Below are 12910 nucleotides of genomic sequence, written 5' to 3' on the forward strand. Positions count from 1 at the left end.
CTTAGCCTCCAACATTCGTTGGTACAGATTTCAATGTCCATGTTAAGGTCGTACGATATTCTTTTGCTAATTTAATCGCTTTACCTGGGACATTTAATTTCACGGCAGTAGCACCTTCTGTCGCATCTTTCCCAAAACGATAGACCCAAGTCCCCATTCCTTTGCCATCTTCTGCTTTGACTAATTCTACTTCTGTTCCAGGAACAAAGGTATGTGCTGCTGTTGGTGTTGGTGCGTATGCGGCATCAACAATCGATGTCACACCTGCATTGGCAATCGATAAAGCGGCCCCCACTAATTCTTCATTTTGGGCTGTTTTGAATTGCGCATTTTGTACAGCGCTTAACGTCCAGCCTTCTTGTGTCCCACGTTTATCCGTTACCTGAACATAGTTGGGACCTGTTGTCCCATCTTTAAATGTTTGAATTTGTGCGTAATAATCTTTCGTGTCGGAAGTGATTTTTTGGGCGCCAAATTGAAAGCTTGAAGCATAGTCAATTGATAAGGGGCCTGCAGTCCCTGGTTTTGGTCCAGTTGGGTCAGTTGGATCTTCTGGTTCAACTTTTTCATCTGGATTGGTTGGATTAACTGGCTTCGTTGGATCTGTATCTGGTTCAAATGTAATGGCACCATTACTTGTATAGTTCACGTTAATATCTTCCGCAAATGCTTGTTGTGTCGCTAGGACACCGCTAAATCCTACAATCCCTACTACTGCTAATACTGTTTTTTTCATCTTCTCTTCTCCTTTTAATAAATAATATGCCTATAGTGATAAGGCTGATTCCCAAATAAATAAATGGTCCTTGATTGGTGGTACCTGTCGCTGGTAATCTTCCTTGTCGCGACCCATATACGCCAGAAGAAAGGACGGATGAAGCGCCTCCGTCAGCTGGTTTGGTGGGTTCGGTCGTTGTGGAAGAATTACTAGTCGCTGTTGTCGACTCTTCTGTGGGATATTCATACGTTCCATAAAAGGAGACAACACCACTATTTTCATAAGCTGCTTCCCCAAACGCAGTGTCTGAATGACAGAAGCTGAAAAGACCTAAAAAACAACTAAGCAAAAGGTATTTTTTCATCTCACTTCTCTCCTCCTTGTTATGGTGCCATGACTAATGACCATGACAATGTCCCTTTGAATTCGCCAACTTTTTGTTTCTCGACTGGCACAGATAGTTTAAGTCCCCGTTGGTTTGCCGCACCCCAACCTTGGTTAATTGTATAACTACCTGAACCGGAGCCTTCATTTTCTGTAACAACCGTATCTCCTTTATTGAGTAAAAATTCTCCTTTGTCTGTAACCAATGACAAATCTTCCAATTGATCTGTGCCGTTCGTTAAAGGATTCGTTACCTGAACATTCAGTTTCCAAGGCGTACTTTCTGTCCCGCGTGTGTCTTGAACGACTAAATCATCTGAAAGAGTTGGCCAGTAAACTTCTGGCTTGGCAGAAATTTTTTGTTTGCCAAAATCAATTGTTTTAGGTACTTTTTCTAACGTTAATTCACCTGAAATAGACACATTGATTTTTTTATTTAACGTTTCACCAGCTTCTGTAAATTGATAATTGGCTGGCACTGTTTTGGCTAATTCTTCTGGTTTCGCTTGCTGAATGGCTTGGAAGGTTGCGGCATCAAGACTTGGTGTTTGATTGGCCCGACCATCTGCGAAAATCACCGTTGCTTGTGTCCATTGTGCCAACTCGTCTGAATTCGTTAAGCCATTTGCTTCTTTTAATTTCAAATGCGCACTTGTCGCATACAAGGCAAACGAACGATCTTTGGCAAGGACACTTTCATTTTTCACAACAACTAAATGAACCGTTTTGTTTTGCAAATTATCTCCTGACGTCCCTGCTTCTAATTGAATATCATGTGTCCGCGATACAGTTTTTTCTGCTAACGGCGCTTGGATTTGTGGTAAATCCGTCTCTTTTAATGAGGTTTTGAAAAACGGCCGACCTTTTGCGCCAAGCATTTCTATTACTTTATCGACAGTCGTTAGTTGCGCTGCCTCATCTTCTGTGACAATCACCGATTGCCCTGAAAGTTCCACTTTATTTGAAAATTGAACTTTTACCTGATAACTGTAGTTCGTATTCGTTGCTTTCCATGAAAGCGGGGTGGTATCTTTCTGCTCTGGAATTTGCTCTATCGTGCTCCCAACTTCACTAGATTTAACCGTTCCTTGGTGCAACCAAGAACCTGTTACTTCGTCAGGAAGGAAGCTTAGGGTTGGTGTTAAAGTACTTGAGGTCGGAATCATCAAACGTCCTTTTTGAACTTTTTGTCCAGCTACTTCGGTGCCCCACGCTTGTAAGGTTAACGGCGCATTGCCAGCTTTGACCTCTTTTACATCATGAGAAATAGTACCTGCACCTGCCACAATTCCAGGGTTTTCCACTTCATAATCGATGATAGAGCCAGGAATTGCTATCCCATAGCCATTGGCACCCTTGGTCACATCGTTATCGCCAATAAATGTTTTTCCAGTCGCTTTTTCAATCCCATGAAACGTTGTTGGCGTAAGTTTTGTAGCATTATTGACCGTTGGATTAATCGTTAAGACCTGATAGGCTTTGACATTTCCAAACCAAGTCCCTGTGCTATCCACCAAAGCAGTTGTATCTGTCGTTGGTTTAATCCATAAAAGTTCATCTTTTGTTGGATCGACGGCTTCAAAATCCGCAATGTTTACCTTACCTGTACCAGGAATTGTTTCTAATGTTGCATGATCCTGAACCGTTAGTTTGCTAGCTGAAATTAAATTGGCTGTGTTGGTGATCCCAATTCCAGCGTTTTTAGATAGATGAATTGATCCGAATTCATTGTAAGTCGTACTGTGGTTCGCGGCAGTAGCAGAAACGCCATTTTTGATGTTCCCACCATTAGCCATTAATTTAATGCCATTGGTGACATTCAATTCCGTAAAGTTGACAACGCCTAAGCCTGTCGCATTTAGTGGTTCTGTTTGATAGTTATTGGTGCCGTCAACGTTAGTCCCAAAGTTAAAGGCCACTTTATTTGAACTAGCATTCACAATTGCATTAGTAAAATTATCTGTTGATGAACCACCGGATAAACCGTTAATACTAACTGCACCTTGAACATTTGCGGTAACATCACGTAAAATTTTTCCGCCACTGATATTGGAATACTGTGTTGCATATAAATTTCCAATACTAGAACCCGCTGCTTGAATATTCATTGTAATCTTGCCGTTCTTGGTATACGCAGCATTGGTTCCACCATCACCGTAAATGCTGGCCCCATTTAGAGATTCCACACCTGTTTTAGTGAAAATATTTAAAGTAATTGTGTTTGATTCATCCGTTCCTAGTGTCGTATTTTGACCATAGGGCCGACCACCAGTAATGTAGGTATTACCAGGCAACTTAAACTCTCCGTTGTAGTTTCTTAAATCAATTAAGAGTTTGGCATTTCCAAGAAGTGAGCCCGCATTGGTAATACCACCTGAAAAACCGTTCGCGCCTGTCCGAGGAGTTCCTGAGAAATTTCCTCCGTAGATGCGATTGTCTGAATTACCAGTAATTGTATGGCCACCGCTTGCTCCATAAGAAGCGCCCATCGAAGCATTAATTACTCCTTCATAAACCGTTACGCCGACATTCCCAACATTTTTGGCATCATTCCAGCCACCGCCTGAAAGAAACCAATCGACTTGGCCATTATTAACAATTGTTTGACCGTTTCCATAAACTCGAGCTGCTTGATAGCCTGTTCCTTCTAATGTGTCAGCAATCCCGCCATTCAATGTGTTAGAAGTATTGCCTTCAACAACACCTGAAAAAGAGCCACCATATGTCCAGCGAGCAATGGTATTATTTAAAACAGTCTTAGTATCTCCTTTTATATAGATATCCCAAGTATCATTACTAGCAGGATAGCCGCCGCCACCAACAATATCCCAACCTGAATTATACCCACGACTTTTATTGGTCGTTGAATAATCTAAGCTTGTCGGTTTTGCGCCTGAATAAGCCATACCATCGCCACCTAAAGACCCATCACCATTCGCTGTTCCCACTTCAATTGTTGTATTTCCTTCAATATAGCCGCCGCGGCCAGCTGCAGTTGAATAAATTGCACCATTATTAAACGAACCGCTGACTAATTTAGAAGAAATATTTCCGAAAACTTTAAAAGCTGCTGCCGATTTGGCTAATTCTGCTCTTTGCTGTGGTGTATAAGCATCATACGTTGCTTCATTTGAGGCCCCAATTTGACTCTTGTTAAATTTTGAAACATTGTTACCAGCACCGCCGTTAAAATCATTAATACCACCAGCGGTATTCGTTCCTGCTGTAACCACATTCGTAATATTTCCGATGATCGTTCCAGAATATTGGTTGCCTCCTTCAAAATCTGCACGACCCGCACTATACAACTGTGTATTTAAATTTGTAGTAATTCCATCAGTCGCACGATTCGTTCCTATATCGCCGCGGGAAGAGCCACCAATAAAACGTTGTCCCGCTGTATACCAACGGCCATATCCAGAAATATCGTTTGTTACTTTTCCACCAATATTTCCGTATTGAACACCGCCATAATACGTACTTAGTTGGAAACCTGTAGTAGCATTCGTAATTGCAACCTTTGTTGAGACGTTACCAGTAACATTCGCTGTGTTGGTTGCGTTGGTTCCATAACCGCCCCCATAAATTGAAGCAATTCTGCCACCAGAATCATTGACAACCAATGAAGTATTCCCAGTCACTGTCCCAATATTGGCGCCCCCACTTAATGTATTTAGTCCGCTCCGTGTATTGTTAATAACAATCGTAGGATTTCCAGCTAAATTACCACCATTTTGGTTTCCGCCATAGAAATTCCATGTCCCTGTACCTGTACTATTTACTGTTAAAGTTGGGTTTCCTGAAACATCTCCTGTATCCGTTCCACCGTATACGGTCAGACCGTTTCCACTAGAGCCGCCATTCAAGTTCAAACTGTAACCATTTAAATACATATTCGTACCTGTATAGTTTAGATTTCTCAAAGTGATGTTTGAGCCAAAAAAGATATTTTGATTAAATCCTAACGTCTTAGAACCCGTTGGCGCCGTTTGATCCATACTAATCGGATCTGCACTGTTTCCAGTAATCACTAAATGATTGACCTTGCCTTGCAAGGCGTAAAAAGTCATATTACTTGCCGTAACGGTGTCAGGAATCACTTTAGCGGTGGTCGCCGCACTCGTCGTAATATTGTTTCCTATATAAAGAGTGAAATCGCCATTGTTCCCCTGTTGATACAAATCAAACAAGGCTTCTTTCAAGCCAGCCTCTGTCGATGCATATTCTTTGTACGCTGCTCCATCTCCTGCTGGACTTGGTACAACAATCACTTTTGTTTTATCTGCAGGAGCAATTGTGTCCGCAATTGACTGATCAACTGAAACAGCTCTGGCCATGCGTGTCCGTTTCTGTTTAAAGACAGCCGTAAGTTGTGTATCTTCTGAAAACTCTAATTGAAGAAGTTCTTCATTTGTATATGTTTTTCCTTGATAAGACCAGCCAACGAAAGTCGCATTTTCCTCACTATTCGCCCATTTTGGTAATTCTTCTGTCCGAAGTGGCTGATTTTTTTCTTTTACCACTTGATAACTTTTGGCATCATTTAGAAACAAAGCTTGATCCGTTGTTTCAAAGGTCAAGGTGATTTGCTTCTGCTCTTCGCTTGGTTTTGTTTCTGTGGAAGAGGTGGTTACTTTTTCTGTGATAGCACTAGATTCCGTCATTGATGACTGTTCTGTAGAATGTGCGCTGCTTTCTTTTGTTGCTTCACTTGTACTGGTTTCTGCTGTTTTTGGCTGTGTCTGCGTACGTTCCGTTTGTTGCTCCTCTTCAATTGCCCACGCTGAAACAGATAAAAACGGTTGTACAAGTAAACAAGTTGCCAATAAAACAGCGATTTTCTTTTTCATTAACTTCATCACTCCTCCCTCGAAGTAAACTTTCCACAACCAACCTATGGCTCAAGTATACGAAGTTTTCTTCTGTTTTTTTTAAAGATATTTTCTTAATTTCAAAAAAAAAATTTATTTTTTAATTTTCTTTTTGTTAACTAAACGAATTTTTTGCTATTTTCTGTAAGATAAAATGTTAATTTGTTCACAAAAATAACAAAAACGTTGTTTTTTAACATTAAAATTAACAAACGAGTTCGTAGTATAGCACGGATTTTTTCTCATGTAAACATCATTAAATAAACATTTTTGTTTAATTTATACATATTTCCCAACTAAAAAAATGACAAAAATAAATAAACAGAGGCCTTAGAAATATTTCTAAGGCCTCTGTTTATTTATACGTATTCACAAACTGGACTGTTTCTTGGTAACATTGTTTAGCTTCTTTTGTTTGATAGTCGAATTGATATTCATGGGTGATTGTTGCTTTCTTATCTTTGAAAAAGAGAGTTGAAACTGGAACATTTAAAGTTTTTAACCTCTGAACCAAGGCTAGTCCTTGCTCTTGGAATGAAAAACTATTGCCATCTGTTAGATACGTCGGGGGAAATTCTTTGGTGACTTTATCCACTAAACTCACTTCTTGCAGTTCTGCACTCGTCTGCCAATCTTTAGTGCCGAGCAAGGACCAAGCCACTGTTTTAACGAAAAATTTCATAAAACGATTATCACTTTGTTGGTTGGCCATTTGTTTCAAATCCACCGGACCACAATACGAGAGTGTACCTTTTAAATGGTTAGCTGGCAACGCTGCAGTCATACCTAATTCTTTGGCATAGTTGGCATTGGTTTGAACTGTTGCATATTGTAGAGCAATCTGTGCACCCGCACTGTCCCCGCCAATAAAAAGCTTAGATAAATCTAACATGGGATATGCTTGTTTCTTTTCTAATAAAAATTGAACAAGTTCATCGACCTGCTGGAGCTGGCTTGGATAAGGTGCGTCTGGTGCTAATTCATAATTCATTGAAATAAAGGCAACTGAGGAATCAGCCACTAAACGTGTCGCAAACTCTTTCATCCCAGACTTATCTCCTCCCACATAGCCACCACCATGGACCCATAAAACGACTGGTACCGCTTGTTTTGACGCTTGGGGATAATACAAATCAAAGGTATTCTTTTTTCTTGAAGAAGGGTATGTTTGATTTTCTTGCAATTGGACATTGGGTAATGCTTTATCATAGGAAGCTGAATCTTTTATTTCAACTTCGCCTGCGAATAACTGGTTGATGACCCAAGCGCCTGGCTTAGGGGATAATTGAAAGGCGAGAAACACGCCTAAGCAAATAACCACAATGATTCCTAACAACCAAAGGATAAAACGTACGATTTTTCTTTTCACTCTATTCACCTGCTTTAATTTGTAGCAAAATTATAGCATGTTTTTCAGCCAAAGCGTTTATTTTGAAACAGCTTTTTTAGAATTTGATGTACTTTTATCATTTGAAATGCTTTCTTAAAAGCTGTAAAATGAACAAAATGACTTTAACCTTTAGGAGGTTGCCAAATGAAAGCTCTGATTTCCATTGATTATACGAATGATTTTGTCGCCACAGACGGAAAACTAACCACTGGTGCCGCTGGACAAGCCATTGAAACGGCCCTTGTTCAACAAACAAAGCACTATTTTGACAATGGCGATTTTGTGGTTTTTGCCATTGATGGGCATGATCCCCTAGATCACTATCATCCTGAAAACAAACTTTTCCCGCCCCACAATGTCTTAGGAACTGACGGGCGTAATCTGTTTGGCTCGCTAGCTGATTTTTATCAAGCTCACAAAAATGAGGCAACCGTTTATTGGATGGACAAACGGCACTATTCTGCTTTTAGTGGCACGGATTTGGACATTCGGTTACGAGAACGAGGAATTACAGAGCTTTGTTTAACTGGTGTTTGTACAGATATTTGCGTGTTGCATACGGCTGTCGATGCCTATAATTTAGGCTATCAATTAATGATTCCTGAACGCGCCGTTGCTAGTTTTGATGAACAAGGACACGAATGGGCGTTACGCCACTTTAAACAAACTTTAGGAGCAACCATTCTATAAAAAGACTAGTCAATCCTTCCGTGCGCCCTATCTATATTCAAAAAATCCTGTAAACAACACAAAAGCCAACCTTACTATGGATAAGGTTGGCTTTTTTACACTCATTTTAACTCCGAGCCTGCGGATTAGTGATAACTAGCATTCACAGAATAAGCAGAGACTGTTAGTTGATAGAAATTAGCTACTCATAAAAAGTGGGGAAGCCCACTTTTTATAGACCAATGACCGTTGCAAAGAAAGGAACCACTAAAACAGTAACTACACCAACCACTACGACAGAAATACTAGCCATAGCAGCCTCTGTTTCACCCATTTCCATGCCAACTGCCACACCTAGGGCATGTCCGGCCGCACCTAAAGCTAAACCTTTGGCGATTGGATTGTTAATCTTAAACCATTTCAATGCAATTCGACCCAAGGCATAGGTTAGTACACCATTGAAGATTACGGTAAACGCCGTAATAGAAGCAATGCCGCCAACAGTTTGAGAAATAGGTACGGCAATCGCTGTTGTAGCTGCTTGTGGTAAGATTGAGGCCACTAAATGATTATCCATGCCAATCACTTTTCCTGCAAAATAAACAGCCACTAGCGAACCAAAAGAACCAATTGTTAACGCCGTTAAAATTTCTAACCAATATTTTTTCAACACGTCTCTCTTTTTATATAAAGGAATCGCAAACGCTACTGTCGCAGGCTCTAGAAAGAAGCTGATATATTTGCCACCTTCATTGTATTGCTCGTAACTAATTCCTGTTACTTTTAAAACGACAACGCCTAAAATCATCGCAACGAATAATGGCGTAAATAAGAAGAAACCTTTACTTTTTTTAAACAACCAAGTACCTATGCCAAATACAGCTAATGAAATAATAATGCCAACATACGGATTCATGCGCGAACCTCTCCTTTCGCTTTCTTCGTTGCTGCGGGTTCTTTTTCTTTTCGAGCATCTTTCATATGCAATAAAAAGGCGCCCGTCCAACCAGTCATTGCTAGTAACGCTAGTGTCGCTACTAAAATAACAAAAACAATTTGAACGCCAAATTGTTGCATAATCCCTAAAGAATTAACTAAGGAAATCCCTGAAGGAACAAATAAAAATGTAATAACCGTTGATAAGCTATTACCTAGCCCTTCCACTTGCTCCAATTTAACAACTTTTGTACATAAACCAATGAACAATAACACCATGCCAATTACTGAAGCAGGCATTGGTATTGGAGAAATGAACGCCAAGCCGTTGGCGATTAACATAATAATGGCAAAAACTGCTGCTTGTTGTAAAAATGAATATACTTTCTTTTCCATGCTTCTTCGCTCCCTTTTGTCTGTTTTCTATGGGTTAAGTATATAAAGAAAACGTTTTTTTAAGGGCTTTTTTTCATGAAATGCCAGAATTTCTTCACCAAATGCAAAAATCACCACTTGAAATGCATTCGACATTTCAAGTGGTGATTTTTTAACTTAAGCCAAGTTTTTCTTTAAATTCTTTGACGTATGAACGGCTAACAGGTACTTTTGAGCCGTTGGTTAAAATTACTTGCAACGTGTTATTAAACCACGGCTGGATTTCTTGAATTTTTGTTCGATTCAAGATGAAACTTCGGTGCGTTTTAATAAAGAGCGCGGCAGGTAATTTTTGTTCAATACTGTTGAGGGTCCCTGTCATCTTGTAGACCTGTTGATCTACAAAAATGCTCAGTTGCCGTTCTTCGACAGAAACGAGGTAAATATCTTCTGGCGCCACAAGATAAATGCGGTCTTCCCCTTGAATAGGTATTGCTTCAGATTTCGGTCCTTTTTCAGCAGTGTTTTCTGGGACAGCTTGAGCCATTTCTTTCGATGCTTTTTCAATGACTTGTGTTATTTTTTCTTCTTCAAAAGGTTTCAAAATATAATCTTTTGCATTCACTTGAAAGGCCTTTAACGCATATTGATCATAGGCGGTTGCAAAGACCAAGTAGGGCGCTTTTTTAAGATGGGTTAATTTTTCCGCTAAATCAAACCCGCTTTCATCGGTCAAATGAATATCTAAAAATAACAAATCTGGCTTTTGATCCATCATCTCTTCCATTGCCTCCGCCACAGAATCCGCTTCTGCAACGCTCGTCACTTGCGGATGTTGGGAAACAAGATAGCTCAATTCTTCTCGTGCTAAGGGCTCATCATCAACGATTAATACGTGCATCTAATTCCTCCTGTTCCATCGGGATTTCTAAATGAACATGGCTCCCGCCTGTCTCTAAATTTTCTATTAAAAAACAACCTTCTGATCCATAAAGGTTCGCCATTCTGCGGGACAAGTTTTCCAGTGCCGTGCCGGTGCCTTTTTCCGAAGTCACTGTCGTCTTTCCTAATAACAAGCGGCGTTCTTCAGGAATCCCTTGCCCATTGTCATACACATCCACATGTAATTTATGTTGTTTTACTTTGACCACTACCCGAACTTGATTGTTCTCCTTCCGGCTGCCGAATGCATGCTTGATGGTATTTTCCACTAACACCTGAATCGCATACGGCGGTACTTTTTCTGAAGCAACCGCTTCTTCCACGTCAAATGTTACTTGATAACGATTCGGAAACCGTGCTTGTTCTAATGACAAATAGGCTTTTACTTGTTCTAGTTCTTGTGAAACTGGGATTGTAGTTTGCACGGCTCCTTGCAAGTTGCCTCGAAAGTATTTACTTAATTGGAGCAATAGTTTCCGCGCTTTTTCACTGTCTTTCCGCATTAATGCGGAAATAGTATTGATGGCATTAAAGAAGAAATGCGGGTTCACTTGCGCTTGCAAGGATTTAATTTCAGCTTCTTTAAGTAATTTTGATTGTACTTCCGCTTCACCTAATTCAATTTGTGAAGAAAAAATTGTCCCAAGACCTTCTGCTAGCTGCTCCTCGACATGCGTTAACTGCGCTGGATCCGTAAAGTACATTTTTAAGGTGCCAACAATTTGCTGATGGGAAAATAATGGAATCACAATCGCCGCTTGCAACGGACAATTAGGGTCCGAACAACCAACTTCTTCTTTGGCATGCGCGATGGTCATTTGGCCCGTCCGTAACACTTCCCGAGAAAGCTCCGTGATGACTTCTAGCTCTGGAATATGATGATCGCTTCCTGCGCCAACATGAGCTAAAATTTGATGACTGTTTGTCATGCTAATCGCACTGACTTTTGTATAATGCTTAATAATCTCCGCAACTTTTTTGCTGGAATTTTTATTGAGGCCTTCTCGAAAATATGGCAGTGTTTCCGCTGCTAATTCCAAAACATCGTGCGTCTGAACCGCTTTGGCCTGCTCTTCTTGTTTCAATGTCGTCGTTAGAATCGACATAAAAATAAACGTCCCTACGCTATTTAACAAAATCATCGGCAGCGCAATAAAACGAACCAACGTGGCCCCATCCGCTAGATCACCGCTGAAAAAGAAAATAAAAAACATCTGAATCATTTCCATGCACGCTCCGACAATGGCAGAAAAGCCGGCAGACGGAAAAACAGTTTGCTTTGCCATACGGCTCCCTAAAAAACCAGCAATTAAACCAACAATTAAAGAAGCAGGCACATAAAAGAAACTATGCCCCCCGCCTTGAATAACCCGATGAAAACCAGCAATTAAACCAACCGTACTGCCGACAATCGGACCACCTACTAATCCAGAAACGCCAATTACTAACGTACGCGTATTCGCAATGGAAGCATTGCTGCTTAAATAGGTTAGTAAATTATTGGGAACAATCTGATTCTTAGCGATTTCGATACCTGTAAAATTAGAAATAATAGCAAATAAACCAAAAATCAAAATCAACTGAACTTTTGAAGACATTTTTTCACGACTTAATAAAACACGCTTAAAATAAGGCACATTCACTAAAAGAAAGGCCAGTAAAATAATTAAGCCCACCCGTTCCATCATTAAAATAAATAATTCGACCACACCGGCACCTCCTTCCTATTAACTATACTATAAATCAAGGAAAAGAAAAAAATGAAGCTTCTCAAAAAAGAGGCTTCATTTTTTCTATTCATTAAAACGCAGGGATATTGGCGCCTTTAGAATTTTTCTTGATGTATTCAGCAACTTCTTTTGTTGTCATCGCTTCTTTTAAAACCTTGATCTTTTCGCTATCTTTTTCGCCTTTACGTGTCACAACTTGTAATGCGTAATGTTTACTTGCTTCTTCATCTTCTAACAAGATCGCATCTTTCGTTGTTAAACCAGCAGGTTCTAAGTAGGCTGGGTAGCAGAACACCATAGCGATGTCTTTTTCATCATAGGCTTTAGCTAAATTCAGTAAATCAATGCTTTCAAAAGTGATGTTTTTAGGATTTTCCACGACATCTGCCACCGTACCGTTAAAGCCGACACCTTCTTTTAATTTAATCACGCCGTTTGCATTTAAAATTGCTAAAGCACGACCTTCATTGGTTGGATCGCTAGGAATCCCCACTTTGGCATTTTCAGGTAAATCTTTCGCATCTTGGTATTCTTTTGAATAGAAACCACCAGCAAAATAATAAATCGGTTGCACAGCCACTAAATCAGCTTTTTTCTCTTTGTTAAACATTTCCATAAATGGTTCATGTTGGGCAAAATTGGCATCCGCTTCGTCATGTTGCACGGCATCATTGTAGGCAACATTGTCGCTCACTTCCATAATGTTAATTTTGTACCCTTTTTTCTCAGCTTCTTTCTTGGCAATTTCCAAAATATCTTTTGAAGATTCCAATTGCACGGCAACGGTAATCTCCTTGTCTTCTTTCTGGTCTGCTTGTTTATTTCCCCCACAGGCAGCTAAAATGACTGTTGCAATAACAGCGAATGTTGCTAAATAAAACTTCTTCATTCTTTT

10 protein-coding genes are annotated in these 12910 nt (G+C 40.0%); 1 reads left to right on the forward strand and 9 read right to left on the reverse strand.

The window, feature by feature from the left end:
• Position 1: 1 nt before the first annotated feature.
• The 4 genes from MKZ30_RS12195 to MKZ30_RS12210 all read right to left on the reverse strand — a co-directional run bounded on the left by MKZ30_RS12195 (position 2) and on the right by MKZ30_RS12210 (position 7342).
• On the reverse strand, positions 2 to 736 hold the full coding sequence (locus tag MKZ30_RS12195; protein WP_002354838.1) for a WxL domain-containing protein: 735 nt from the start codon (positions 734 to 736) through the stop codon (positions 2 to 4).
• Entirely contained in the window at positions 693 to 1082 is a 390-nt protein-coding gene (locus tag MKZ30_RS12200; protein ID WP_002365408.1) for an LPXTG cell wall anchor domain-containing protein, read from the reverse strand. The genes MKZ30_RS12195 and MKZ30_RS12200 overlap by 44 nt, the downstream gene beginning before the upstream one ends.
• Before the next feature lie 19 nt (positions 1083 to 1101).
• Positions 1102 to 5961 (reverse strand): WxL domain-containing protein, encoded by a 4860-nt coding sequence (locus MKZ30_RS12205; protein WP_010816849.1) that lies wholly within the window; start codon positions 5959 to 5961, stop codon positions 1102 to 1104.
• Between the two features lie 367 nt (positions 5962 to 6328).
• On the reverse strand, positions 6329 to 7342 hold the full coding sequence (locus MKZ30_RS12210) for an alpha/beta hydrolase (protein ID WP_129226007.1): 1014 nt from the start codon (positions 7340 to 7342) through the stop codon (positions 6329 to 6331).
• A gap of 165 nt (positions 7343 to 7507) precedes the next feature.
• On the opposite strand from MKZ30_RS12210, the gene MKZ30_RS12215 reads away from it, so the two are divergent.
• Positions 7508 to 8053, forward strand: a complete 546-nt coding sequence (locus tag MKZ30_RS12215; RefSeq protein WP_002383189.1) for a cysteine hydrolase family protein — start codon at positions 7508 to 7510, stop codon at positions 8051 to 8053.
• A 211-nt stretch (positions 8054 to 8264) separates the two neighbouring features.
• Here MKZ30_RS12215 and lrgB read toward each other — a convergent pair whose 3' ends face one another.
• The 5 genes from lrgB to emtC all read right to left on the reverse strand — a co-directional run bounded on the left by lrgB (position 8265) and on the right by emtC (position 12904).
• Positions 8265 to 8948, reverse strand: coding sequence for an antiholin-like protein LrgB (lrgB, locus tag MKZ30_RS12220; protein WP_002354830.1), 684 nt, complete (start codon positions 8946 to 8948; stop codon positions 8265 to 8267).
• Positions 8945 to 9364: an antiholin-like murein hydrolase modulator LrgA gene (gene lrgA / locus MKZ30_RS12225; protein ID WP_033600551.1), complete on the reverse strand. Its 420-nt coding sequence runs from the start codon at positions 9362 to 9364 to the stop codon at positions 8945 to 8947. Before lrgA ends, lrgB begins: the two co-directional genes overlap by 4 nt.
• Before the next feature lie 151 nt (positions 9365 to 9515).
• Positions 9516 to 10244, reverse strand: a complete 729-nt coding sequence (locus MKZ30_RS12230; protein ID WP_002408379.1) for a LytR/AlgR family response regulator transcription factor — start codon at positions 10242 to 10244, stop codon at positions 9516 to 9518.
• Positions 10225 to 11994, reverse strand: coding sequence for a sensor histidine kinase (locus MKZ30_RS12235; protein ID WP_033600552.1), 1770 nt, complete (start codon positions 11992 to 11994; stop codon positions 10225 to 10227). The genes MKZ30_RS12230 and MKZ30_RS12235 overlap by 20 nt, the downstream gene beginning before the upstream one ends.
• A 91-nt stretch (positions 11995 to 12085) precedes the next feature.
• Entirely contained in the window at positions 12086 to 12904 is an 819-nt protein-coding gene (gene emtC, locus MKZ30_RS12240; protein ID WP_002375473.1) for a metal family ABC transporter substrate-binding protein EmtC, read from the reverse strand.
• Positions 12905 to 12910: the final 6 nt, after the last annotated feature.

The organism is Enterococcus sp. LX10 (genome assembly GCF_023539285.1).
In the GTDB taxonomy this organism is placed as follows: Bacteria; Bacillota; Bacilli; order Lactobacillales; family Enterococcaceae; genus Enterococcus; species Enterococcus faecalis.